Raw genomic sequence first — 26029 nt, 5'->3', positions numbered from 1 at the left:
AGGGGGCATCATGAGCAACATAGTTTACAAGGCGCATTTCGGTGATCGACAAACTAGTTTTGTTGTAAAAGTCACACATGATGACGTATGGATTGCTGAATGTGATGAGCTTGGTCTTGTTACGGAAGCTAAGTCATACGATGAATTGACAGAGCGGGTGTGGGAGATAGCTCCCGAACTATACGAGCTGAATGAACTTGGTAGTAACCCTGATGGAATGAAAATTAGTTTCGTTCAGGAACAATCTTACGATTCAAGGATGGCGCTCTGATATGGGATCTGGCTTATATCCACAACTTAAAGAAATTCTATTGGTTCATGGCTGTTATTTTATTAGGCAAGGCAAAGGCAGCCATGAAATCTGGCATAGCGATATCACAAACAAAAATTTCAGTGTTCCATACACAATAGTTTCAAAATATACAGCTAACGCTATTCTTAAGCAGGCCGGAATTAACCTAAAAATATAGCCCTTACGGGATTTTTATGTACACACGCCGCTTAACTGCGGTTTTTTTGTTTAATCAGCCTCGCGATTTCAGCGAGGTTTTTTATGGGTGAAATATGGCAAAAGTAATCAAAGGGCGTAAAGGCGGTGGCGGTAAGCAACGAACGCCGATTGAATCCCCAGACAGTATTCAGTCAATATCGAAAGCCAAAATACTCTTGGCACTTGGGGAGGGTGAGTTTGCTGGTGGGTTGGATGGTACAAATATTTACTTAGATGATACGCCAATCGCTAATGCAGATGGGAGCTTGAACGCTTCGGGTGTTAAATGGGAATTCCGCCCAGGCACCCAATCACAAGAATACATTCAAGGAATACCCGCGGCAGAAAATGAAATCAGGATAAATACGGAACTAAAAAGTGATCATCCGTGGATTCGAGCCGTTTCTAATACTAAGTTATCTGCAATCCGCTTGCGCTTCGGCTGGCCCCAGTTGCAGCGTCAAAAAGATAACGGGGATACAGTGGGTTATCGCATTGAGTATGCAATAGATGTTGCTACAGATGGCGGAGCTTACAGAGAAGTCTTAAAAGCGGCGGTTGACGGTAAGACAACATCACTGTATGAACGTTCTTATCGCATTGATTTACCAAAAGCCACAACTGGCTGGCAAATCAGAGTACGCAGACTGACACCCAATCAAAATTCAGGGCGATATGTTGATAGAATGTTTGTACAGGCGATCACAGAAGTTATCGACGCAAAACTTCGGTACCCAAATACAGCGTTGCTCTATGTTGAGTTTGATTCAAAGCAATTCCCCGATATCCCGAAAATTAGCTGTAAGCCAAAGGGCCGTATTATCCGCGTTCCGTCAAATTATGATCCAGTAACACGAGCTTACTCTGGAATATGGGACGGTACATTTAAGTGGGCGCATTCAGATAACCCAGCTTGGATTTTCTATGACATTCTTTTGTCAGATGGATTTGGTCTGGGAAATAGAATTAATTCAACTCAAATCAGCGAAGCAGAACTTTACAGAATCGCCCAATATTGTGATCAATTAGTCCCAGATGGCCGCGGCGGGGATGGCAAAGAACCTCGTTTTACATGCAATGTCTACATTCAGTCTCGCAATGATGCGTGGACTGTATTAACGGATCTCGCGGCTATATTCCGTGGAATGACGTACTGGGGGCAAAATCAGTTTGTTGCACTTGCTGACATGCCTCGCGACATGGATTACATTTTTAACCAGTCAAATGTCATCAATGGAAAATTTGTTTATTCAGCAAGCAGTGAGCGAACCCGATATACAACAGCAATGGTTTGTTGGTCAGATCCTGACAATCACTATGCTGATGCTGTCGAGCCAGTCTCTGATAATGAGTTAGTTCGTCGCTACGGTGTCAATCAAACAGAGATCACAGCAATCGGTTGTACACGACAAAGTGAAGCAAACAGAAGAGGCCGTTGGGCTTTACTGACAAACAGCAAAGATAGTGCTGTTTCATTCAGTGTGGGTTTAGAAGGACAAATACCCTTACCCGGCTATATCATTGGAATTGCTGACAGAAACCGCTCAGGCCGTATTATCGGTGGGCGCATTAGTGCCGTATCAGAGCGCAACATCACATTAGATAGAGTAGCCGAGGCTAAAGAAGGCGATCGCCTGTTAGTTAATTTACCCTCCGGTAAATCAGAAGGTCGCACAGTCCAGGCAGTTAATGGCAAAGTTATTACTGTCACCACTGCTTATTCAGAAACACCGGTACCTGAGTCAGGTTGGGCGATTGATGCTAATGATCTCTTCGTTCAGCAATACCGGGTTACAAGTGTGCGTGATAAAGGTGATAACACATTTGAAATCAGTGCTGTCTATCACGATCCCGATAAGTATGACCGGATTGATACTGGTGCCCGGATTGACGAACGTCCCATTTCTGTTATTCCGCCCGGCGTTCAAACTCCGCCGAAAAATGTGGCTATCAGTTCTTATTCTTCAAAATCACAGGGGCTTGTAGTCACTACACTGAGAGTAACCTGGAATGCTGTAGAAAATGCTATTGCTTATGAAGCAGAGTGGCGGAAAGATAATGGTAATTGGATATCAGCGTCGAGAACGTCAGCTTTGAGTTTTGAAGTTGATAATATTTACGCGGGACGTTATCAAGCGCGTGTCCGGGCTATCAATGCATCAGATATTTCCAGTATTTGGGCCAATGCACAAGAAACGCAACTTAACGGAAAAGAAGGCAACCCGCCTGTACCGCTAAATTTCAGGACAACGCCGATTGTCTTCGGGATCACGATAGACTGGAATTTTGGTGATGACACATCAGACACACAACATACTGAGATTCAGTACAGTAAGACAAATGACGGCAATGATTTGATGCTGTTGTCTGACGTTCCTTATCCTCAACGAACTTATACGATGCAGGGGCTAGCTGCGGGTGTGGCTTTCTACTTCCGCGCTCGTCTAGTCGATAAGACTGGCAATCAAAGTCCGTGGACTGAATTTGTCAGGGGTGAGTCATCTTCCGATGCGAGTTGGATAATTGACGCAGCTGGCGATCAGTTCTTAACAACAGACGCAGGAAAACAGCTTCAATCTCAGATTGATGATAATACCGAGGCAGCATTTGAAAATGCCGAAGCAGCGCTTGAAAATGCCGCCGCGCGTGATGCAGATATTAAACGTTGGATGAAAGAGAACGGAGATAGAAAAGCTGAAATTGTTGAAGTTCGCGAAGTACAAGTATCTGATCAACAGTCACTTGCACGTTATCAGCAGCAAGTGTCTAGTCAGTTTGAGAATACAAATTCAAGCGTATTAAATATTAAAGAGTCAGTATCTAAATTAAATGAGTCAACAGCAAAAGATATTAATCAAGTTAAAGCCGAGGTTAATGATAATACAAATAAAATTACTTTAGCTAAAGGACTTATTCAAGAGAATAAAAATGCAATTGCAAATACGGATAAAGCATTATCTGAATATCAGCAGCAAGTATCTAGTCAATTTAAGAATACTGACTCAAGCGTATTAGACATTAAAGAATCAATGTCTAAATTAAATGAGTCAACAGCAAAAGATATTAATCAAGTTAAAGCCGAGGTTAATGATAATGCAAATGGAATCACTTTAGCAAAAGGGCTGATTCAAGAGAATAAGAACGCAATTGCAAACACGGATAAAGCGTTATCTGAATATAATACACAGACAAGTGCTGAATTCAAAAAACAAAAGGCAATGATTGAAACCAAGGCGACAACGGTTTTTGATCAGAAAGGCGATGGTTCAGCAACATATACAGTAAAAGCAGGGGTTAACTATAACGGACAGTATTATGACGCGGGGATGGTTATCGGCGCTCAAGTTAAGAACGGAAAAGTCACAACAAATATTGGTTTTAATGCTGAGACATTCGGTGTTTTTAATCCAGCGAATAAAAAACTTGAATCTGTCTTTTTTATAAAAAACGGGCAAGTGTTCATGCGTAGTGCGTTCATTGACAGTGCGACAATTCAAGAGTTGTTAGTCAGTGTTGATCTTAAATCTATTAATTATGTGCCGAATAAATCGGGTCTGCGTATTGATATGAAAAATGGAGTGTTTGAAGTAAATGGCGTGTCTGGAGGCTACAAAATGAGGATAACTAACACGGGGATATATATATTCAATGGCTCAGGTGTTCCAATAATTGAATTGGGTGAATTCTTATGAGTGAATACGGTTTAAGGATTACGAATCCTTTTGATTTTTCAAGATTTATATTTAATGAAAAAACGGCACCGGCATACATTGTGTGGGCGGGTATTATTACACCATCGGCGCCGGGTATTCGGGGGAGCGGATGGAATACCTGGTGGAAATGTCAGAATCCAATCCCACCCGGTCATGATTATGCAGTATCATCTCATAAACTCGGTGAAATAAATTGGAAAGATGACGGACGAGCAAGCTGGCCCGATGGAGGTAAAGATTTATCTGTTACTCGTGATAATCAGGGATATCTTACATTTTACTGGGATGAGTTCTTAGAGACAGGAAAGAATCATTTCACAAAGTATATTGTTATAATTTCATGGCCGACTATATCGGCAGGAAAATACGGACTAAAGATATCTGGCAATGCTAATTTTTCTTCTTTAAATCCAAATATTAAATACAGTTATGTGTCGCATAAAAAAGAACTTACGTTGAGGGGAGAGTTTAATTTAAGTGTTATTGATAATAGATTGAATTTAAATAACTGCCTTCCATTTTTCTATACTGAGGATAATAACGCGTTTGTTGCTCTAAATATTTATAGAGGATATGAATTAACGCCAAAAGTCACGCTGGAAGTGAGAAATCCCAGGTCGGCTGGTATGACTTCGGGAAAATTTAAAGTTGTTATTTTTTCGAATTTAAATCTTGAGAATAATTTACGTAATGATAAGTATGGATTAAGAATTAGAGATTCCGGTAATAATGTTAGATTTTCGTCTGGAGTGGGTGTATTGACACGCCCTGTTGCTGTATCATTAGGCGGACGCGTTGAAGGAGATAAAGTAGCTGTACCTGGCATATCAAGACCAATGTACACGCCCTGCAATTTCGGTGAGTCTATTTATAAAAGAAATAATAAAGTGATAGCGGTTGGTGGGGTTGATGGAAAATATATAACACCATGTGTTTCCAAAGATATTAAAATACAACGAGGGTATTGGGGATATTATACTTATATCTCTTCGCTGAAATCATTATACATTGACGCTGAAACATATTTTAATTTTTAATCATTGGAGTTAATCATGTCTTCATACAACGCAGGAACAATTTCAATTACTTCCAATTCAGATATTGCAACAGGAACGGGAACGCACTGGAAAGATAATAAATTCGGTGTTGCTCCAGCTCAGACCATACTAATTAAAGTCGGGAATGCTTTTAAATTGTCAGCAATTAAGAACGTTAATAGTGATACGGAGTTAGTCTTAATCGATAAGTTTCCTGACGCTGTTTCTAATGCTGAGTATTTTATTCAAACATCAGTACCGAATACTTATTCTGATGTTGCTAGAAAAGTCACAGCGCAATTAAATTATACGGATGAGCTGTTATTCAATTTAAATAAATGGATGACAGAGAACGGAGTTGTATATATCACAACGCCAAGCGGTAAAACAATTCAACTTAAGACTATTAATGAGCTGACATCAAAAATAGATGAGTTACAGAAAAATTCAATTTCACAAGATTGGGTTAACAGCCGCTTTGCGCGTGGAAATGCTCGTTATGTTGAGGTTAGTGGGACTAGTCCCAAAATCCAATTTTCCCCGCCCGACGACAAGCAATCACGCGGATTCTTTGTTATTCGAGCTAATCTTTCTAATGATTATCAGTCGTCTCTTGAAGTATATAAGCGAGACGCTAACCATAGTATTATTTATTCTATTAATTTTCCAATGAAATCTGGAACATTAGCAACAGTTGATGATGTTAACGTTGTAAATAATCATCCTGTGGGCGCCCCTATTCCCTGGCCGTCAAATCATCCACCGACATCAAAAAACTATCTTATGTGTCGAGGCCAAGAATTTGATAAATCTTTATATCCGAATCTAGCAGAAGCTTACCCCAAAGGTAAATTGCCTGATTTAAGAGGCGAGTTTATTCGTGGCTGGGATGGTGGGCGTGGTGTTGATAGTGGCCGCGGAGTTTTGGAATGGCAGGGTGATGCAATGCAGGAATTAAACGGGGTGCTTGACGGTGGTAACAACATCGGCTTGATGACACGACCACATGACAGTAATGGAATATTTTCTGAGGGTGATGTGAGAACAATGTCTTACGTTACTCAAAACGAAATATCGTATGCAGTGAGATTCGATGCATTTCGCGTCGCGCGTACTGCAAACGAAACCCGCCCCCGTAATATCGCATTTAACTACATAGTGAGAGCAGTATAATGACTGAACAAAAATACTCTTTAGAACATGAAGTAGCCGTATTAGGTAAAGACGGATTAGCAATTCAAGCAGGCTGGATAAAAGCTTATCACTCGAATCAAATCACACGAGAATTCACAAACGCTGATATTGAATATGTCATGCTCGGTGTCAGTCTATCAGCAGATGCTTATCATGATGCGCCGGAACTACCAAGTTCTGATGATAAAGCCATCCGTCGCAGTGAAGATAGAAGCCGTTGGGAAATAGTACCGGACTATCGCGGAAAAATCGCTTACGACACGTTAACGAGAGAGCCGATTAAAATAACAGAAATCGGTGAGCTACAAGACACACTGACATTCAAAAGACCTGATACCGATTACGATAGATGGAACGGTAAAGAGTGGGTAGTTGATAAAGACTTACTCAAATCTCATCAAATCAACGAAGCAAAACAGAAGCAAGCAGCACTGTTACAACAAGCAAATGAAACACTCTCATTGCTACAAGACTCGGTTGACTTAGAAGTCGCTACAGACGCAGAGAAAGCCGCTCTACTCGAATGGAAGAAATATCGGGTATTACTGAGCAGGGTAGACATTTCACAGGCTCCCAATGTTGAGTGGCCTGAGGTGCCGAAGTAATTGTTGACTCATGACATTAAATGTGTTTAGCATTAGCTGACTACTGTATAAGTAGCTTAGAAATGCTGATTTTTGAATAGCGTGTACACTGCTGCACAGGCAGAACAACGAAGCCGGTTAGTCCGGCTTCACAATCTCCCTCTCATCTCAGAACTAATCCCCATCCCTCCCGCTATATAGTATAGAATCAATTTGAGTGCTTTTTCTGTTTGTACATATGTGTGTGCATGTGTTTTTATTTTGTGATTTATTTTAATTTAACTTATTGTTTTTATTGTAAATTTTTTATATTAAGCTATTTTATTCCAAAATGGCCTGTTATAATCATCATGGTAATTTGGGCGCAGATATAAGATTTTCTCTTCAAGGACAGAGACAACGCAGGCAGCTTGGTTTTCCGGGCATGGTTTGCTATTAAATAATTCTTTTTTTCCTTTGACGGCATAATCCTTATTTCCAACGGTAAAAGTATCTCTGGATATTCTTCAATAACGGCAAGTTTTACTGACGTTATTATCTTCTTCAGCATGAACCAATATTTTGAGCTTTCCTCTAATTTCCTATTCTTCTTTATTTCTCATATTAACCTCAACTAACGCCCGCTAAATATACATAAAACTGTCAGTCGAGGTCTGGAAAGTCACAAATTATACAAAAACAGTTAACCTTATAAGTAATAAGAACGCTCCATTGTTATTTTTCTGAACTAAACTGTTATTTATGCGAATTGAGAGAAATCGTCTCTTCAATGGTTCAATATATTTCTTATGAAAGAAAACATCATTTAATTTGAGGGGTTTATATGAGTGCCAAGAATGATTTTAAAGCCTTTTCTATTAATAACAATGCAAATGTAGTGAGTCAAGATAAATATGAAGAGGAACAAAGTTTAAAGACGGGTTTTCCCCCAGATAATGTTACCACTCATGTATTGAATAAAGTATTACGTCAGTCATCAACGATAGCATCTATTGTGGCTAATTTTATCTCCATACAGAGTGGGAATGATGTTAAAGATAATGGGGATATGGAAGTCCTTAATAAGGCTTTTACAGATTCATTGAAGAATCATACGAAGGGGCAGTTTCCTTCTCAATTATCGTTTAATGGTTATCAGGAGTTTCCCAGTGGATTGATACTTCAGTGGGGCAGACACCCATTTAAAGTATTAACTGAAAATACGGTAGTTCTACCGACTGCTTTTCACCATAGTTGCCTGGCTATTATTATGATTGATACTGGAAGTGCTTGTTTGCCAATGGCAGCAACACCTAACGGAACATTGAATAGTTTTATACCCTTCATCTTTCAAGCTGCTGCTTTGTTGGCTGCTTTCACTCACCCCAGTCACATAGTTATCTATGCTCCTGGGGATTCGTTCATTTGCCGCCGCGCTGCAACTCGAAATCTATTAGGTATAGGACTTGGGTGAGTGGGCGGGCTAATGATTATCTTGGAAATGAATGGGCTTTCACTCCTGATTATCCGTCAAATGCTATATTTGGACAATATCTTGCAATAGGTTTTTGAATAATATTCTTAAAGTAAAAGTGAATAACTGAAAGCCTAAATCAACCCCGGCTTATACTTTTACTACTTACTTATAATATCGTTCAGGCTAACCATATGATGAAAAAATTTATAATGTATGACTAGAATTCTCCTTAGCGGGGTGTTTCTGTTTAATGACTTGTATTAATGGGGGAATTGTGGGTTGCCATCTGCCAAGTGGAGAGCACATTATTTCATTTGGCATTATTGGTAATATATATTCATACAGTTTTATTTCCGCTAACTTCGTGATCTCACTTATTTCTGTTAAAAAAACAAAATTACCCTTAATTCCGTCTCAGAGTGGGAGTTAATTAAAATAAATGGATTATGCCTGTGGCTGATATTAAAAAAATTTTCGTAATGGCTTAAAAATAGATCAAATTATGCTGAATGAGAATAATAAATAACGGACTAAACAGTCAAATGCTGAATAAAATAATGATAAAGGAAAGATAAAAAATAATACACCAAATATGGTGACGAAAAAAGAAAATTCAGTAATATCTGATTCCCTACACAATTCAAAAGGATGAGAGTTAAATATGTATAAAAATATGTTAAATCCCGTAACATTAAGAAAAACAGAAAACGGACTTCAACTAAAAGGAAATGAGGGCACATATGAGACATCAATATTAAAAGGCAGCCCTGTAGGACGAAGGGATATTGGGAATTACGCACCACTACCCGCTCAAGCAGAAGTTTTTCAAAAAGTTGTCGACGAAAAAATAGCAAGTTTCAAAACAAAGGGGAATCCAATATCAATCGTTGTCTGGCGCAATAGCCAGACGGGTCTTACCCATATAATGGATGGTCAACATCGATTTATTGCTGCGTGCATACTTGGAGTACCCGTTAAATTAACATGGAAAAAATTCGGCATACCACCCAATCAAATAGACTGGAGTGGCACAAAATTCTCAGATGGGATACCAGCCAAAACCAGGATATTTGGAAAATAATCGATTAAGTTATTTAATGTATATTAAACGCGACTGGCGCTGATACAGGACCTTGAAAAATTGAGAGTTACCGGTTTTGGTATAGATTTTAAATTCTTTACTATTGTCTAATAAATTTCTCTATTTCAATGGATTATTAGTCATAGGGTTTCAGGTGTAACGGAAGAGAAAACGCCGTTAAGCGGTCAACGTACAATTGAGGGGGCCTGCCCGGGTAACTGGGTCGGTCTACTCACCCCAAACCCTTAATTCTGGGTGATTTTATGTTTTTTAATTTGGGTGTTTAGTTATCTTTTAAAAGATTGTTGGAATAGTTTATTAACCATCTCCCTTAGCTATTTTATCGGTTCTCGCCGGTTATGAATTATTTAAAGGAATACGGATATGTTTACTTCCGGATTGACGATGTTGTACTTATTATGTGAATCTACCAAATGTTTTCATTATTTAGCGATAAAATCGCTCGGTATAAATATGTGACATTTATACATATCATTGATTATTATGCATTCTTTAATAAAATTCTTGGTTGATTAATTTAAATCTAATCAAATTAATGGTTATTGCGACACTAGTAGAATGTTATTTAAATAATATCTTTTTATATGAGATTTCTAAAAAAAAACAATTAAATTTTCATCAAATAACTGGCAAAAATTCACTTTTCTATAATGCTTAAATATAGCTTGTTGTGTCATACGAAAAACGAATAGCGTAGTCAAGTTAAATATTAAATAAGAGTCATCGGGAGCGCGTCTCTCGAGGGCAGCATTAGCTATACCGAGGTCTGACTTTATTAATGGGGGAAACATTATGTCCACTGATCCGCCGCTACATCAAGAAGATATTGTCGTGATACATGTTGCTACACCCGACGATTTGGCGAAGTTTGCCGATCAAGCACTCTTCTGGAATAAAGAAACCTATGAGCAGATGAAAACCGCAGAAGTGTTGTTTACACCAGCGGGAGAAACTCTACCTGGTCTGGGAATTAAATATGTCGCTATGCCCGATGATTTGGCGAAGTTTGTTGATGAAGAAGGCTATTGGAATGAGAAAACCTACCAACAGATGGAGGCTAAGAGAGTGTTGTTTATACCCGCAGAAAAAATACGCGGTGTGGGGATTAAACATGTTGCCACACCCGATGATTTGGCGAAGTTTGCCGATAAAGAATTCTTCTGGAGTAAGAAAGACTACGAGCAGCTAAAAGCCGCAGAGGTGCTGTTTGTACCCAGAGAAGGAATGCCCGTTTAGGGGCTAAACATATCACCACGCCCGACGATTCGGTAAAGTTTACCGATAAGCGGTCAATTAGAATAAAGAGAAGTATCAAGAGAGGGATAAAGCCAGAATATTGTTTATCTCAAAAGTAAAAGAATAGAACAGCGTGTGACAACGTTAACTTATCTGTCATTCTGGGAGGTATTAATGGCTAACAATAAGACATCTGCATCCGGCGAAAATAATCTGGTGAATAAAGAGGAGGTTAAATCCTGGTTTAAATTATATTCCATGCCGAAAAGTGAAAATTATACTCAATTGGTGCAAATAGCGGCAGAAGGTCGGCGTTTAGCCGGGTTGGACCCTGGTCAGGTCGATAATAATCCAGGGGCAGGATTGAACCGGGATCTGGATGAGGTGAATTTACTCTTAGTGAATCCCGGTGAAGGGGTGCATATCGGAGAAGACCGTGAAATTGCTGTTAATATTGATAAGAACAGCGGCTTACAGTTTATTAATGGCGAATTGGGGTTACGCCCCGACTTTAAATTGTCGCTGGAATTGTTTGAGAGTTTTACGGAGGAACAACAAAGAGAACTTTACCGTTGGCTGATTCATGCAGGAGAGATGGCAGCTAGTCAGGTGCAGTTGCCCGCGTTTGACTTGCCGACCAACGGTAACAATAAAAACCTTGGCGCTATTGTCAGTGTCAGCGGCGATGGGAAAACTATCGCGCTTAGTGGGGCAGAGGCTAAGGAACCTGTATATCTATTTTCTTATACCGATAACGGTTGGCGGCAGCAATTCGCTGATTACGTCAGTGGCTATGGCGGCAGAGCGCTAAGTCTGAATCGAAATGGTAATGTTCTCGCGGTGGGTATTGATAACCGGAGCAGTGATGGCGGGCATGGCTCAGTGTTCGTTTATCACAGATTGGCAAATGGCGCGTGGGAAAAATCGGCCAAACTTTGGCTTAGTGAGGCGAACGTTCAGCAGCATTTCGGTTGTTCTGTGAGCCTGAGCGCTGATGGCACACTATTAGCAGTAGGTGCTTATGGCTGGGGATCGGGTTTATTGACTAATTGTGGCGCAGTGTATCTTTATCAGTATGACGGAAAGAAATGGTCACAGCTTGGTGAGCGTCTGACCTTAGCTTCTCCGGCACAGGGCGATATGTTTGGCGGCAAACTAAGCTTGAGTGCGGATGGTTCAACCTTGGCAGTGGCGGCAACGGGGCGTAATGGTAATAACGGTGAAGTGACGCTATTTCATCGTTACGGGACATACTGGCAGCCGCGACCGCCACTCAACTCGCTTACTTCCCCTTTAACCATCAGCAAAGACGACTTTGGCGCCAGTCTCAGCCTGAGCGATAGCGGCGATATTTTGGCGGTGGGGTGTCCGGGAGAGAAGGGCAATGTTGGTGCGGTCTATTTATATCTGCGTCACCGTAATGCATGGCAATCCCTGGGGATACTGAGAGAAGCGGTGACTGCCGGGGAAAGGTTTGGCAGCGAACTCTCTTTGAGTGGCGACGGTCGGGTACTGGTGGTGTCAACACCTGTTGGTAAAGATAACACAGGTGTGCAAACCGGTGCAGGATGGTGGTTTAGTTATCAGGATGAACAATGGATTACGCAGGGCAGATTACTGGCAGTGGATGGGGAATTAAACCATAAATTTGGTGCCGGCATTTGTCTTAGCGGTGACGGCAATACGTTGGCGATTGGCGCCAGTGGCTGGAAAAGTGGAGAAGGGAAAGTTTACCTTTACGACTAGCTAAATGAGGAAAAGACGATGGCGAAAGAGATAACAGATGAAACGGTTAGCCAGCTTAGTGCTCACTTCGCCCCTGGCAAGATCCCGACTGAGGCTGCATTTTATTCATTGATTGATTGGGCCATGTTGTGGCGACAGCTTTTTGGTTGGCGGGATAGTGATCAAACTTATCATCCGGGAGTTGGGTTGCAGGTTATCGACAACCGTTTGGCGGTTAAGATTGGTGATGGCATCTCGTTGGAACCGAAAGGGCTTGCGTTAAAGCTACAGCTCGATGGGGGATTGATGTTGGATAAATCCGGGGTGCTGTCAGTGGATGGGACTGTAGCGGTTTCGGCCCAAGCTTTTAAATTGCTTCCTGAGGAGACGCAGAAAAAAATTGCCAAGTTGTTATTGAATGCGGGCACTAAGCATTCTTAATAACCGGGTAGCGGGTTTAAATTTCCCTGAACAGAAACTGGTGGCAGTGACTGTCTAATTACGGCTTTTGAGGAAATATGATGACTGATAAAGAAATTAGTACTGTTGACTCATTGAAAGCGAGTTTTAAGTCCGGTGTTCCGCCCGCACCTGAAGCCTTTTTCCATTTGATTGATGAGGCATATAAGGCATATGAAATCATTGATGTCGCTCAGGGTGATGGCCCAACCGCAGGGCTGAAACGAGATGACGAAGGAAAACTGGCTCTCAACACTCACCTTTCTGGCGGGTTAAACCTTGAACAGGGGGCTTTGGCCCTATCACTGAAGCCAGAAGGTGGATTCTCTTTTGATGGAGGAAGGCGTCTGAAATTGGATGCCGATCGGCAGGTTCAGTTTGCGGATTTCTTCGATTTATCGCGGTGGGAACGGATGGAGATCACGCAGTTGCTGGGTTTTAAACGTGCCATGATGGCGCGTATGGTTTCTCCTTCCCCTAAAGCGAATGAACATTTTGGCACTTCTGTGAGCCTGAACGCGGCGGGAGACTGCTTAGCGGTTGGGATGGATAATAAAGTCTGTGTGTATACGGGCCGGAAGGGTGAGTGGAATATAAACGCTCCCACTGTGTTTGAGGATGATCAAGATCAATCTCATCGTTCTTTATGGGACGTCAGTTTGAATGCGGCAGGAGATTGCCTGGCGGTGGGATATTTCATTGATGTTATTCCAAAAGTGAAGGCTTGTGTGTATACGCGCACGAATGGCGTCTGGGATACCAAAAATCCCATTGTGTTTCCGCTGGAAGATCAACGTGGATACGCTGGTGGTCACAATGTCAGCTTGAGCGCCACAGGAGACTGTCTGGCGGTGGCGGGCGACTCTTGGTCCTACATATATACACGCACGAATGGAATTTGGGATACAGAAAACCCCTTTAAGTTGATGAGCTCGTTTACCAAGGTTTGTCTGAGTGCCTCGGGAAATTGTCTGGCGGGATATCTTGTTGATTATTCTCATAATCCAATAAACGTGGTTTATGTGTATACACGCACGAATGGGGTTTGGGATAAAGAAAGCTACGTTAGGTTCATAGCCGCTAAAGATCGTTCATCCAGTTTTAATCGGATTTTTAGCCTAAATGCAGAGGGAGATCTTCTGGCGGTGGGGGTAGATTATGATATCCACACTAAGGGAAAGGTTTATCTGTATACGCGCACGAATGGGATCTGGGATACAGAATATCCTATTAAGTTTTCAGCTCCTGCAAGTGACGTAACGTATTTTGGCAGCGCTATCAAACTGAATGATGTGGGAAATCGTCTGGTAGTGGGGGCGGCTTCCCGGGTGTATGTGTACACCTGTCTAAATAATAAGTGGAATATGGAAACACCTCTCGAGATTTTGGCCCCCTCAGGCAATTCAGACAATTTAAATGGTTTTGGTAAATCTGTCAGTTTGAATAGGTGGGAGACGAGTTTGGCGGTTGGCGCAGTTTCAGCCGAGGTTGGTTCTGTGTCTGAAGCTGGTGCAGTCTATGTCTTTGAGAATGTTAAATAGAAGACAGAGGACAGATAACGGCGACTGTTTAATACGGTTTTTGAGGAAATATGATGACTGATAAAGAAATTAGTACCGTTGACTCATTGAAAGCGAGTTTTAAGTCCGGTGTTCCGCCCGCACCTGAAGCCTTTTTCCATTTGATTGATGAGGCATATAAGGCATATGAAATCATTGATGGCGGTAAGGGTGATGGCCCAGCCGCAGGACTGAAACGAGATGATAAAGGAAAACTGGCTCTCAACACTCACCTTTCTGGCGGGTTAAACCTTGAGCAGAGGGCTTTGGCTCTATCACTGAAGCCAGAAGGTGGATTCTCTTTTGATGGAGGAAAGCGTCTGAAATTGGATGCCGATCGGCAGGTTCAGTTTGCGGATTTCTTCAGTTTATCGCGGTGGGAACGGATGGAGATCACGCGGGTGTTGGGTTTGAAACCTGCCATGATGGTGCGTGTGGTTTCTCCTTCCCCTAAAGCGAATGAACGCTTTGGCACTTCTATTAGCCTGAACGCGGCGGGAGACTGCTTAGCGGTTGGGATGGATAATAAAGTCTGTGTATATACGGGTCGGAAGGGTGAGTGGAATATAAGTGCTCCTACGGTGTTTGAGAATGATCAAGATAAATCTCGTAGTTCCTGGGATGTCAGTTTGAATGCGGTAGGAGATTGCTTGGCGGTGGGATACTTGGTGGAATACTACATGGATGTTAAAAAAGTGAAGGCTTATGTATATACGCGCACGAATGGCGTCTGGGATACCAAAAATCCCATTGTGTTTCCGCTGGAAGATCAACGTGGATACTCTATTAGTGCGAATGTCTGCTTGAGCGCCGCAGGAGACTGTCTGGTGGTGGGCGGTGCCTCTATGTCCTATATATATACACGTACGAACGGGATTTGGGATACAGAAAACTCCATTCAGTTACCTTATTTTGTCAAGGTTTGTCTGAGTGCCTCGGGAAATTGTCTGGCGGGGTATGTGTACAACGGGGTTTCTGTGTATACACGCACGAATGGGGTTTGGGATAGAGAAAACTACGTTAGCTTCGCTGCCTCTAAAGATAATTCGTCCAGTTTTAATCGGATTTTTAGCCTAAATGCAGAGGGAGATCATCTGGCGGTGGGGGTGGATTATAATGTCCCTACTACTGGGAAGGTTTACCTGTATACGCGCACGAATGGGATCTGGGATACAGAAAATCCCATTAAGTTTTCGGCTCCTGCAAGTGACGTAACGTATTTTGGCAGCGCTATCAAACTGAATGATGTGGGAAATCGTCTGGTAGTGGGGGCGGCTTCCCGGGTGTATGTGTATACCTGTCTAAATAATAAGTGGAATATGGAAACACCTCTCGAGATTTTGGCCCCTTCAGGCAATTCAGACAATTTAAATGGTTTTGGTCAGGCTGTCAGTTTGAATAGGTGGGAGACGAGTTTGGCGGTTGGTGCAGTTTCAGCCGAGGTTGGTTCTGTGTCTGAAGCTGGTGCAGTCTATGTCTTTGAGAATGTCAAATGAAGACAGAGGACAGAAAACGGAGGACAGAGAACAGGTGACGGTGACTGTCTAATACGGCTTTTGAGGAAATATGATGACTGATAAAGAAATTAGTACTGTTGACTCATTGAAAGCGAGTTTTAAGTCTGGTGTGCGGCTCATGCCGGAAGCCTTTTCTCATGTGATTGATGAGGCATATAAGGTATATGAAATCATTGATGGCGCTCAGGGTGATGGCCCAACCGCAGGGCTGAAACGAGATGACAAAGGAAAACTGGCCCTCAACACTTACCATTCTGGCGGGTTGAATTCTAATCAGGGCGCTTTGGTCCTATCACTGAAACCAGAAGGGGGACTCTCTTTTGATGGGGGAGGGTATCTGAAATTGGATGCTGCTCGGCAGATTCAGTTTGCGGATTTTTTCAGTTTATCGCGGGGAGCGCGGATGGAGATCATGCAGTTGTTGGGTTTGAAACGTACTCTGATAACGCGCATTGTTTCTCCCTTCCCTAGAACGGATGAGTCTTTTGGTAGCTCTGTTAGCCTGAACGCGGTGGGAGACTGTTTAGCGGTTGGGATGAATAGTCACGTCTATGTGTATACGCGCCGGAAGAGTGGTGAGTGGAATATAAGCAAGCCGATTGTGTTTGAGGATGTTGAATCTGTTTTATCTTCATGGCGTGTCGGTCTGGATGCGGCGGGAGATTGTCTGGCGTTGGGAGACATATGGCCCGAAGTGGTTCGTGTATATACACGCACGAAGGGTGTTTGGGATACAAAACATCCCGTTGTGTTTCCGCGGGTCGCTGTAAACTTTGGTGCGAATGTCAGCTTGAACGCCGCAGGAGACTGTCTGGTGGCTGGGGGAAAATACTCCTCTCCGTTCCGTATGTTTATACGCAGGAATGGGATCTGGGATACAGAAAAACCCATTCTGTTTCCGGCTCCTTCGGATGCTTATGAGTTTGGCGCGATTGCCCACCTGAGTGCTGCGGGAAACCGTCTGGCGGTGTGTGATGATTACATTTCCGCGATTTATGTGTATACACGTACAAATGGGATTTGGGATACAGAAAACCCCATTAAGTTCCGTCGCCCTGAAGGTGAATCCTCTCGTTTTAGCGTGGTTTTTAGCCTGAATGCAGAGGGAGATCGCTTGGCGGTGGGTACGTATTTTTATAAACCCTATAATGGGGAGGTTTATCTGTATACGTGCACGAATGGGATCTGGGATAGAGAAAATCCCGTTAAGTTTTCGGCCCCGGCAAGTAGAGTATCTTTTGGCGGTTCTCTCGAACTGAATGATGCGGGAGATCGTCTGGCAGTGGGAGCGTCATCCAGGGTGTATGTATATACCTGTCTGAATAATAAGTGGAATATGGAAGCACCTATCGAGATTTTGAACCCTTCAGGCGATTCAGATAATTTAAATGGTTTTGGTGGACCTGTCGGCCTGAATAAGGCGGGGACGAGTTTGGCTGTTGGCGCAGCGTTAGAAGGTGTTGATTCTAAATCCGAAGCCGGTGCAGTTTATATCTTTGAGAATGTCAATTGATGCCCATATAGAAGACAGAAAACAGATAACGGTGACTGTCTAATACGGCTGGCTTTTGAGGAAATGTGATGACTGATAAAGAAATTAGTACTGTTGACTCATTGAAAGCGAGTTTTAAATCTGGTGTGCGGCTCATGCCGGAAGCCTTTTCCCATTTGATTAATGAAGCATATAAGGCATATGAAATCATTGATGGCGTTCAGGGTGATGGCCCAACCGCAGGGCTGAAACGAGATGACAAAGGAAAACTGGCCCTCAACACTTACCATTCTGGCGGGTTGAATTCTAATCAGGGCGCTTTGGTCCTATCACTGAATCCAGAAGGGGGACTCTCTTTTGATGGGGGAGGGTATCTGAAATTGGATGCTGCTCGGCAGATTCAGTTTGCGGATTTTTTCAGTTTATCGCGGGGAGCGCGGATGGAGATCACGCAGTTGCTGGGTTTGAAACGTATTCTGATAACGCGCATTGTTTCTCCTTCCCTCAAAGAGGGTGAATACTTTGGCACTTCTGTTAGCCTGAACGCAGCGGGAGACTGCTTAGCGGTTGGGATGAACAATAAAGTCTGTGTGTATACACGCCGGAAGAGTGGTGAATGGAATACAAGCAAGCCGATTGTGCTTGAGGCTTATGCAACAGGATATTATAGCTCTTCATGGGATATCAGTTTGGATGCGGCGGGAGATTGCTTGGCGTTGGGGAACAGTTCGCCCTCTGTGGTTCGTGTATATACGCGCACGAATGGCGTCTGGGATACAAAAAATCCCATTGTGTTTCCGCGGGTTGCCCAATACTTTGGTATGAATGTCAGCTTGAGCGCTGCAGGAGACTGTCTGGTGGCTGGGGGAACATACTACTCTCAGTTCCTTATATTTATGCGCAGGAATGGGATCTGGGATACAGAAAACCCCATTCAGCTTCCGATTCCTACGGGTTCTTATAATTTTGGCGGGATGGCCCGCCTGAGTGCCTCGGGAAATTGTCTGGCGGTGTATGGTTATTCAAGCACGATTTATGTGTATACACGTACGGATGGGATCTGGGATGGAGAAAACCCCATTAGGTTTAGGGCCCCTGAAGGTGAATTACGTGGTTTTACTAGGGTTTTTAGCCTGAATGCAGAGGGAGATCGTCTGGCTGTGGGGGGAGAAACGGATTATTATAAACCTACTGATGGGAAGGTTTATCTGTATACGCGCACGAATGGGATCTGGGATAGAGAAAATCCCATTAAGTTTTCGGCTCCTTCAAGTGACGTAACGTATTTTGGCCGTGCTATCGAACTGAATGATGCTGGAGATCGTTTGGCAGTGGGGGCGGTTTCCCGGGTGTATGTGTATACCTGTCTGAATAATAAGTGGAATATGGAAACACCTATCGAGATTTTGGACCCTTCAGGCAATTCAGACAATTTAGATAGTTTTGGCGGGGCTGTCGGCCTGAATAAGGCGGGGACGAGTTTGGCGGTTGGTGTAATTTCAATGAAGGTTGGCTCTGCGTCTGAAGCCAGTGCAGTTTATATCTTTGAGAATGTCAAATGATGTCCATACAGAAGACAGTGACTGTCTAATACGGCTTTTGAGGAAAATATGATGACTGATAAAGAAATCAATATCGTTGACTCAATGAAAGCGAATTTTAAATCTGGTGTGCGGCTTATGCCGGAAGCCTTTTCCCATTTGATTGATGAAGCATATAAAGCATATGAAATCATTGATGGCGTTCAGGGTAATGGCCCAACCGCAGGACTGAAACGAGATGACAAAGGAAAACTGGCCCTCAACACCCACCATTCTGGCGGGTTAAATTCTAATCAAGGCGCTTTGGCGCTATCACTGAAACCAGGAGGTGGACTCTCTTTTGATGGGGGAGGATATCTGAAATTGGATGCCGCTCGGCAGATTCAGTTTGCGGATTTTTTCAGTTTATCGCGGGGCGCACGGATGGAGATCACGCAGTTGTTGGGTTTGAAACGTACTATGATAACGCGCATTGTTTCTCCTTTCCCCATAGAGGGTGAGTACTTTGGTCACTCGGTTAGCCTGAACGCGGCGGGAGACTGTTTAGCGGTTGGGTCGACTCATAAAGTCTGTGTGTATACGCGCCGGAAGAGTGGTGAGTGGAATATAAGCAAGCCGATAGTGTTTGAGGATACTGAACCTGGATATGAATATGATAGAGCTTCATGGCGTGTCGGTCTGGATGCGGCAGGAGATTGTCTGGCGTTGGGAGAGATATGGCTCGAAGTGGTTCATGTATATACACGCACGAAGGGCGTTTGGGATACAAAACATCCCATTGTGTTTCCGCGGATTGCTGAAAACTTTGGTGCGAATGTCAGCTTGAACGCCGCAGGAGACTGTCTGGTGGCTGGGGGGTACACCTCTCCGTTCCGTCTGTTTATGCGCAGGAATGGGATCTGGGATATAAAAAAACCCATTCTGTTTCCGGCCCCTTCGGATGCTTATGAGTTTGGCGTGGTTGCCCACCTGAGTGCTTCGGGAAACCGTCTGGCGGTGTGTGATCGCATTTCCGTGATTTATGTGTATACACGCACAAATGGGATCTGGGATACAGAAAACCCCATTAAGTTCAGTCACCCTGAAGGTGGATTATCTAGTTTTAGCGGGGCTTTTAGCCTGAATGCAGAGGGAGATCGCTTGGCGGCGGGTACGAATTTTTATAAATCCGCTGATGGGGCGGTTTATCTGTATACGCTCACGGATGGGATCTGGGATAGAGAAAATCCCGTTAAGTTTTCGGCCCCTGCAAGTGGCGTATATTTTGGCGGTTCTCTCGAACTGAATGATGTGGGAGATCGTCTGGCAGTGGGGGCGGTTTCCCGGGTGTATGTGTATACCTATCTGAATGGTAAGTGGAATATGGAAACACCGATGGAGATTTTGAACCCTTCAGGCAATTCAGACAATTTAAATGGTTTTGGTGGGCCTGTCGGCCTGAATAAGGCGGGGACGAGTTTGGCTGTTGGCGCAACGTCAGAGAGTGTCGATTTTAAGCTCAAAGCCGGTGCAGTTTATGTTTTTGAGAATGTCAATTGATGCCCATACAGAAGACAGAAAACAGATGACGGTGATTATCTAATACGGCTGGCTTTTGAGGAAAATATGATGACTGATAAAGAAATCAATACCATTGACTCATTGAAAGCGAATTTTAAATCTGGTGTGCGGCTCATGCCGGAAGCCTTTTCCCATTTGATTGATGCAGCATATAAGGCATATGAAATCATTGATGGCGCTCAGGGTGATGGCCCAACCTCAGGGCTAAAACGAGATGACAAAGGAAAACTGACCCTTAACACCCACCATTCTGGCGGATTAAATTCTAATCAAGGCGCTTTGGCCCTATCACTGAAACCAGAAGGGGGACTCGCTTTTGATGGGGGAGGGTATCTGAAATTGGATGCTGCTCGGCAGGTTCAGTTTGCGGATTTTTTCAGTTTATCTCGGCGGGAGCGGATGGAGATCACGCAGGTGTTGGGTTTGAAGCGCACCATGATAACGCGCATTGTTTCTCCCTTCCCCAAAGAAGATGAGCGTTTTGGCACTTCTGTTAGCCTGAACGCGGCGGGAGACTGTTTAGCAGTTGGGATGAATAATCAAGTCTGTGTGTATACGCGCCGGAAGAGTGGTGAGTGGAATATAAGCAAACCTATTGTGTTTGAGGCTTATGAAGATGAATATCATAAATCTTCATGGGATGTCTCTCTGGATGCTGCTGGCGATACCCTGGCGTTGGGAAACATGTTGCCGTATCCCACTTATAACCAAGGGCGGGTTTGTGTGTATACGCGCACGAAGGGCTTTTGGGATACAAAACATCCCGTTGTGTTTCCGATAGGAGTTGAATACTTTGGTGTGAATGTCAGCTTGAGTGCTGCGGGAGACTGTCTGGTGGGTGGGGGCAAACCCTACCCTCCGTTCCGTATATTTATGCGCCGGAATGGGATCTGGGATACAAAAAACCCCATTCCGATCCCGATCCCTTCGGATTCTTATGAGTTTGGCTGGATGGCCCACCTAAGTGCTGCGGGAAACTGTCTGGCGGTGCGTGATTATGCTCCTGTGATTTATGTGTATACACGCACAAATGGGATCTGGGATGGAGAGAACCCCATTAAGTTCAAGGTCCCTGAAAATAACCTATTCGTGGGTAGGGCTTTTAGCCTGAATGCAGAAGGAGATCACTTAGCGGTGGGGATAGAGTTTTATAACTCCACAGATGGGGAGGTTTATTTGTATAAGCGCCGGCATGGGGTCTGGGATACAGAAAATCCCATTAAGTTTTCGGCCCCGGCAAGTAGCGTATATTTTGGTAGCTCTCTCGAACTGAATGATGCGGGAGATCGTCTGGCAGTGGGAGCGTCTTATCGGGTATATGTGTATACCTGTCTGAATGGTAAGTGGAATATGGAAACACCGATGGAGATTTTGAACCCTTCAGGCAATTCAGACAATTTAAATGGTTTTGGTGGACCTGTCGGCCTGAATAAGGCGGGGACGAGTTTGGCTGTTGGTGCAACGTCAGAAAGTGTTGATTCTAAATCCAAAGCCGGTGTGGTTTATATCTTTGAGAATATCAAATAGAGGACAGGAAACAGAGAACAGATGACGGTGACTATCTAATACGGCTGGCTTTTGAGGAAAATATGATGACTGATAAAGAAATCAATACCATTGACTCATTGAAAGCGAATTTTAAATCTGGTGTGCGGCTCATGCCGGAAGCATTTTCCCACTTGATTGATGAGGCATATAAGGCATATGAAATCATTGATGGCGCCCAGGGTGATGGTCCGACCGCAGGCCTGAAACGAGATGATAAAGGAAAGCTGGCCCTCAACGTTCACCATTCTGGTGGGTTAAACCTTGACCAAGGCGCTTTGGCCCTATCACTGAAGCCAGAAGGGGGACTCTCTTTTGATGGGGGAGGGTATCTGAAATTGGATGCCGATCAGCAGGTTCAGTTTGCGGATTTTTTCAGTTTATCTCGGCGTGAGCGGATGGAGATTACACAGTTGTTGGGTTTGAAACGCATCGTGATGACGCGTATTGTTTCTCCTTTTCCTAAAGAAGGCTTTGGCCGCTCTATTAGCATAAATGAGGCGGGAGACCGTCTAGCCAGAGGGACGATTGTTTACAGAAGCTCTGCTGGGAAGGTTTATGTGTTTACGCGCGCGGATGGGGGGTGGGATATGGAAAACCGGATTAAGTTTTTGGCCCCTAAGAGCGATGCATACTTTTTTGGTATGTCTGCCGGTCTGAACAATGTGGGAGATCGTTTGATCGTAGGATCTAGTTCTGTGGTCTATGTATATAAATATATTAATAATCAGTGGGATATAGGAAACCCTATTAAGGTTTTGAATCCTTCAAGTAATTCCGGCAATTCAGACGATTACGACGATTTTGACTTTGTCATAAGAAATGCGGCGGGAACGATCTTGGCTGTTAGTGCAACTTCAACGAAGGTTGATTCTGCGTCCAAAGCTGGTGTAATTTATATCTTTGAGAATGTCAATTGATACCCATAATCGCTAACACTAAGCTGGACGTGCCTGCTCACACATGCATTATTTCCGTTGTTATCGCGTTTCTTGCGAAGAACTTTGTCCAGTTAGTGGTTTTATCTAATCTTGATATCAATGATAACCGTCAAATCCATATGGCAGTGACTATTGGTGATAACGGATAATAGCTATCGTGGATAAAAAAGAAAACCGTTCAAATAACCAGTTCCTTAATACATCAGGAACTGGCTTAACTTAAAGATTAGTCACGACATTATCATATTTTTGATCTTTGAATTGTAATTGTCGCTTTACCGTGGCTTACACTAACGAATGCTTGTTTTGTTGCATAAGTCACAGGCTTAAGAATGATATTATCTATCACAATATCATTAAATTTAACCTGATATTGTTTGTCAACTTTAATTCTATCACCAGTGACAGTAGAGAATAATTTCCAATTATTTATTTGTTTCGCACTTATATTAGTCTTGGGTATCTCTAAAATAGCCCTACCGATATAACCCACATTAGAGGCTCCCTGATATATTGCTCTTGTTGCGCCATTGAAATACTTATATAAAGATAATCTTTCATTTGCAAGACATTATTAATGATTAGAATGCGAAATTTAATCGAATCGACAATTATAATAATATATTCTTTGGTAATAAGACGTAAAGTACTTGCTACCCAATTAACATAACTTCCTGTCTTGAGTTATTTATATTAGCTACTCCTTGGAAAATTGCCTGTATTTACGAACGTATTAATACTTGCAAAAAGCCTTAATGCTCCAAACTGTTACGAATAATGACTAACCTAGTAAGTTGGAACAGCAAAGATTATTGAATATTGGCAATTGGACGGCCTGCTGGCAAAACCCAATTGCAGGAAAGCCGTTGGCTGCTCCTCATTCCTAAAGGAAGAGAAGCAGTCAAGAAACGAGATTACTTTTTACCGGAATTAACATCAGGAAGTTCTATAAGTTCTCCCCGGTTATACAGTGGCCCCATGTCAATTTTCTCTTTACCTTTAATCGGGATATAGCCGGCCCCTTCTCTGGCTGCATTTGCCAGCAGGCCGCAATCTTGATCACCGGACCAAGAGAATATTCCTCCCAGTTTATGCTCCGTTGCATAAATACCTTTCTTGAATACCGTACGAGGGGTATCCAGAGAGATAAAATGCCCACCTGTGTTGTTATAAAGAAAGTCCGCATCGGTGGCGGTATCTGTCATTAATTTAAAACCATTTTTTGCCCATGCAAGCTGTTGCTCACAGTCAAACTGATTATTCAGCAAGCAGAAAAATTCAGGAGCGCCGTTTTCCATCGTGCCCAGAGCAGGTGTAGGATTATTTGGGTTACGGTTGTATTGACGGGTTTCTAGATTGGCGCCTATACAGGAACGACCATAGTTGGCAAAACCAAGGTGAATTTTTCCCGGAGGAACCCCTTCAACCTCAATCAGATATTTAATTGCCTCATCGGCTGAAATATCGTACAGGCGATCAGGATCGTCCGACGCATAATAAGGAGAATAGAGATTGGTATGATGACCAATGTGCTCCGCCCATCCGTTTCCAAAGAAGTCGTAGGTCATGACAAAAATATTGTCCAACCCATTGCGGATAAGTTCTTTGATGTTGGATTTTTTCAGCTTTCCGACGACAGCACTGGATGCAATCGTAATCTGTTTTCTGGCACTGGTGCCGAATGCCCGATCCAACGCCTGACGCAACTCCTTAATGAGAGTAGCGTAGTTCGGTCCATCATTAATGGGATCAAACTCGTTACCCTCTTCACCACTGGCGCCTGGGTATTCCCAGTCGATATCGACAGCAGTAAACATGGGGAAACGTTGGAAGAAGTCAACAATGCTGTTAATAAAGGTCTCGCGTTGTGTGTCATCTTTTAACATGGGAGAAAAATAGCCAGACATACTCCAGCCGCCGATACTGAATGCCAGTTCTAAACGGTGTCCTGCCAGTTTGGCTTTTTGTTGCAGGTTACGCAGCCCTCCGAGCAGGCCCGATGCCGCTTGCTGGTTATAAAATTGCAGAAATGTATTAGGTCCGGCATCTCTTTTATCTTCCGCGGGTAGCCCGACGTTACGCGTGGTGCCTAGATCACCATAAGGGTCGACAGGAACAATATGACCGAATGTAATGGGAGGATCGCCCGGTTTTAACTGCTTATTCCAACCTTCAGCAGACAGGTTGATTCTGTCACTTTTTTTTCCTTTATCGCCATAAATCCCTAAGAAGCTGAATACCAATCTGTCATAAGCGGTTGCGGGAATATCTTCTAGGTTAAATCCACGACCAGGCCCATCTTTATCATCATCCCCGCCGGAGTCATTTAAAGCGGCGGGTAAGCGCGCGTCATATTGGCACCAGTCAGTAATATAGGCAGAAACTTTAGGGCGTGTTCTGTCCGTTTCATATTGGTTGTATAAGGAGTGACATACGCGTGCAGAGGTATAAGCCAGATTCGTGCCTGAACCATTAGGGTTATAGCCTTTTTCCCGATAAGTCTCTTCTGTGAGGGCATCGGGTTTTAAAATATCCACATCTCCGGGGATAGGCTCAACGGTACCTTGTGTCGGATTGCCATGTTCTTCGATCTCTGCGTTTGTTGCGGTTCGTACCCAGATCCAGGCATTTTCGTATGAAGGGATATTGTCACGTTGCGGAATGTGCCAGCGTTCCACCCAGTAAGTGTTTTTATAGACCTGACCATCAAATATAACGTAATAAGTTTCTCCGCCAGATTGGTTGCTCCAGGCGGCTAACGGTGCGCCGATATTTTCACTGGCATCGGACATCACTTTTTTGCAGGTATATTGATATTTACTGTTATCAGTCATCTTTTTTACCTTTTATATTTTTCACACCTCATTCAGTGAGGTGT

The 26029-nt window shown here is 43.3% G+C and carries 19 protein-coding genes and 2 pseudogenes; 19 read left to right on the top strand and 2 right to left on the bottom strand.

The window, feature by feature from the left end; all coding sequences use genetic code 11:
- Nucleotides 1-10: 10 nt before the first annotated feature.
- The 19 genes and pseudogenes from D3222_RS00590 (at nt 11) to D3222_RS00490 (ending at nt 23300) form a co-directional block, all read left to right on the top strand.
- Nucleotides 11-271, top strand: a complete 261-nt coding sequence (locus D3222_RS00590; RefSeq protein WP_118984367.1) for a DUF1902 domain-containing protein — start codon at nt 11-13, stop codon at nt 269-271.
- Nucleotide 272: 1 nt separating this feature from the next.
- Nucleotides 273-470 (top strand): type II toxin-antitoxin system HicA family toxin, encoded by a 198-nt coding sequence (locus tag D3222_RS00585; protein WP_118984366.1) that lies wholly within the window; start codon nt 273-275, stop codon nt 468-470.
- Between the two features lie 94 nt (nt 471-564).
- On the top strand, nt 565-4182 hold the full coding sequence (locus D3222_RS00580; protein ID WP_118984365.1) for a phage tail protein: 3618 nt from the start codon (nt 565-567) through the stop codon (nt 4180-4182).
- Entirely contained in the window at nt 4179-5240 is a 1062-nt protein-coding gene (locus D3222_RS00575; RefSeq protein ID WP_118984364.1) for a hypothetical protein, read from the top strand. The genes D3222_RS00580 and D3222_RS00575 overlap by 4 nt, the downstream gene beginning before the upstream one ends.
- A 15-nt stretch (nt 5241-5255) precedes the next feature.
- Entirely contained in the window at nt 5256-6413 is a 1158-nt protein-coding gene (locus D3222_RS00570; protein WP_232832362.1) for a phage tail protein, read from the top strand.
- A complete protein-coding gene (locus D3222_RS00565) occupies nt 6413-7039 on the top strand; it encodes a tail fiber assembly protein (RefSeq protein WP_118984363.1) in 627 nt (208 codons plus the stop codon). Before D3222_RS00570 ends, D3222_RS00565 begins: the two co-directional genes overlap by 1 nt.
- Before the next feature lie 802 nt (nt 7040-7841).
- Entirely contained in the window at nt 7842-8471 is a 630-nt protein-coding gene (locus D3222_RS26575) for a gp53-like domain-containing protein (RefSeq protein ID WP_369973490.1), read from the top strand.
- Between the two features lie 664 nt (nt 8472-9135).
- On the top strand, nt 9136-9555 hold the full coding sequence (locus D3222_RS00550; RefSeq protein ID WP_118984361.1) for a hypothetical protein: 420 nt from the start codon (nt 9136-9138) through the stop codon (nt 9553-9555).
- Between the two features lie 813 nt (nt 9556-10368).
- Nucleotides 10369-10812 carry a hypothetical protein gene (locus tag D3222_RS00540; protein WP_118984359.1) on the top strand — a complete coding sequence of 148 codons (444 nt, stop codon included), beginning with the start codon at nt 10369-10371 and terminating at the stop codon, nt 10810-10812.
- Between the two features lie 174 nt (nt 10813-10986).
- Nucleotides 10987-12558 carry an FG-GAP repeat protein gene (locus tag D3222_RS00535; RefSeq protein ID WP_118984358.1) on the top strand — a complete coding sequence of 524 codons (1572 nt, stop codon included), beginning with the start codon at nt 10987-10989 and terminating at the stop codon, nt 12556-12558.
- An 18-nt stretch (nt 12559-12576) separates the two neighbouring features.
- A complete protein-coding gene (locus tag D3222_RS00530) occupies nt 12577-12978 on the top strand; it encodes a hypothetical protein (protein WP_118984357.1) in 402 nt (133 codons plus the stop codon).
- 77 nt (nt 12979-13055) lie between these two features.
- A complete protein-coding gene (locus D3222_RS00525) occupies nt 13056-14537 on the top strand; it encodes a hypothetical protein (protein ID WP_118984356.1) in 1482 nt (493 codons plus the stop codon).
- A gap of 50 nt (nt 14538-14587) precedes the next feature.
- Nucleotides 14588-16051 (top strand): hypothetical protein, encoded by a 1464-nt coding sequence (locus tag D3222_RS00520; protein ID WP_118984355.1) that lies wholly within the window; start codon nt 14588-14590, stop codon nt 16049-16051.
- A 70-nt stretch (nt 16052-16121) separates the two neighbouring features.
- Complete coding sequence (locus D3222_RS24900; RefSeq protein WP_157975260.1) at nt 16122-17585, top strand: hypothetical protein; 1464 nt, start codon at nt 16122-16124, stop codon at nt 17583-17585.
- A 65-nt stretch (nt 17586-17650) separates the two neighbouring features.
- Entirely contained in the window at nt 17651-19126 is a 1476-nt protein-coding gene (locus tag D3222_RS00510; RefSeq protein WP_118984354.1) for a hypothetical protein, read from the top strand.
- A gap of 48 nt (nt 19127-19174) precedes the next feature.
- Nucleotides 19175-20644 carry a hypothetical protein gene (locus D3222_RS00505; protein ID WP_118984353.1) on the top strand — a complete coding sequence of 490 codons (1470 nt, stop codon included), beginning with the start codon at nt 19175-19177 and terminating at the stop codon, nt 20642-20644.
- 66 nt (nt 20645-20710) lie between these two features.
- Nucleotides 20711-22192, top strand: coding sequence for a hypothetical protein (locus D3222_RS00500; protein ID WP_118984352.1), 1482 nt, complete (start codon nt 20711-20713; stop codon nt 22190-22192).
- 62 nt (nt 22193-22254) lie between these two features.
- Nucleotides 22255-22735: pseudogene (locus D3222_RS26935) on the top strand (hypothetical protein); the annotation flags it as partial.
- 391 nt (nt 22736-23126) lie between these two features.
- Nucleotides 23127-23300: a hypothetical protein gene (locus tag D3222_RS00490; protein WP_198672713.1), complete on the top strand. Its 174-nt coding sequence runs from the start codon at nt 23127-23129 to the stop codon at nt 23298-23300.
- 92 nt (nt 23301-23392) lie between these two features.
- Here the strand turns inward: D3222_RS00490 and D3222_RS00485 are convergent.
- Nucleotides 23393-23695, bottom strand: a pseudogene (locus D3222_RS00485) (YrpD family protein); the annotation flags it as partial.
- 370 nt (nt 23696-24065) lie between these two features.
- Nucleotides 24066-25985, bottom strand: a complete 1920-nt coding sequence (locus D3222_RS00480) for a glycoside hydrolase family 18 protein (protein ID WP_118984349.1) — start codon at nt 25983-25985, stop codon at nt 24066-24068.
- Nucleotides 25986-26029: the final 44 nt, after the last annotated feature.

This window comes from Photorhabdus sp. CRCIA-P01, from assembly GCF_003545805.1.
Taxonomy (GTDB): domain Bacteria; phylum Pseudomonadota; class Gammaproteobacteria; order Enterobacterales; family Enterobacteriaceae; genus Photorhabdus; species Photorhabdus antumapuensis.
The sequence above is the reverse complement of the archived record's forward strand: the minus strand, read 5'-3'. Positions and strand labels throughout refer to the sequence as shown.

Excerpts from the sequence above, each read along its gene's own strand:
- D3222_RS00550 (WP_118984361.1), top strand. The coding sequence starts at position 9,136 with ATGTATAAAAATATGTTAAATCCCGTAACATTAAGAAAAACAGAAAAC.
- D3222_RS00500 (WP_118984352.1), top strand. The coding sequence starts at position 20,711 with ATGATGACTGATAAAGAAATCAATACCATTGACTCATTGAAAGCGAAT.
- D3222_RS00575 (WP_118984364.1), top strand. The coding sequence starts at position 4,179 with ATGAGTGAATACGGTTTAAGGATTACGAATCCTTTTGATTTTTCAAGA.
- D3222_RS00530 (WP_118984357.1), top strand. The coding sequence starts at position 12,577 with ATGGCGAAAGAGATAACAGATGAAACGGTTAGCCAGCTTAGTGCTCAC.
- D3222_RS00565 (WP_118984363.1), top strand. The coding sequence starts at position 6,413 with ATGACTGAACAAAAATACTCTTTAGAACATGAAGTAGCCGTATTAGGT.
- D3222_RS00585 (WP_118984366.1), top strand. The coding sequence starts at position 273 with ATGGGATCTGGCTTATATCCACAACTTAAAGAAATTCTATTGGTTCAT.
- D3222_RS00570 (WP_232832362.1), top strand. The coding sequence starts at position 5,256 with ATGTCTTCATACAACGCAGGAACAATTTCAATTACTTCCAATTCAGAT.
- D3222_RS00525 (WP_118984356.1), top strand. The coding sequence starts at position 13,056 with ATGATGACTGATAAAGAAATTAGTACTGTTGACTCATTGAAAGCGAGT.
- D3222_RS00535 (WP_118984358.1), top strand. The coding sequence starts at position 10,987 with ATGGCTAACAATAAGACATCTGCATCCGGCGAAAATAATCTGGTGAAT.
- D3222_RS26575 (WP_369973490.1), top strand. The coding sequence starts at position 7,842 with ATGAGTGCCAAGAATGATTTTAAAGCCTTTTCTATTAATAACAATGCA.
- D3222_RS00590 (WP_118984367.1), top strand. The coding sequence starts at position 11 with ATGAGCAACATAGTTTACAAGGCGCATTTCGGTGATCGACAAACTAGT.
- D3222_RS24900 (WP_157975260.1), top strand. The coding sequence starts at position 16,122 with ATGATGACTGATAAAGAAATTAGTACTGTTGACTCATTGAAAGCGAGT.
- D3222_RS00480 (WP_118984349.1), bottom strand. The coding sequence starts at position 25,985 with ATGACTGATAACAGTAAATATCAATATACCTGCAAAAAAGTGATGTCC.
- D3222_RS00580 (WP_118984365.1), top strand. The coding sequence starts at position 565 with ATGGCAAAAGTAATCAAAGGGCGTAAAGGCGGTGGCGGTAAGCAACGA.
- D3222_RS00520 (WP_118984355.1), top strand. The coding sequence starts at position 14,588 with ATGATGACTGATAAAGAAATTAGTACCGTTGACTCATTGAAAGCGAGT.
- D3222_RS00540 (WP_118984359.1), top strand. The coding sequence starts at position 10,369 with ATGTCCACTGATCCGCCGCTACATCAAGAAGATATTGTCGTGATACAT.
- D3222_RS00505 (WP_118984353.1), top strand. The coding sequence starts at position 19,175 with ATGATGACTGATAAAGAAATCAATATCGTTGACTCAATGAAAGCGAAT.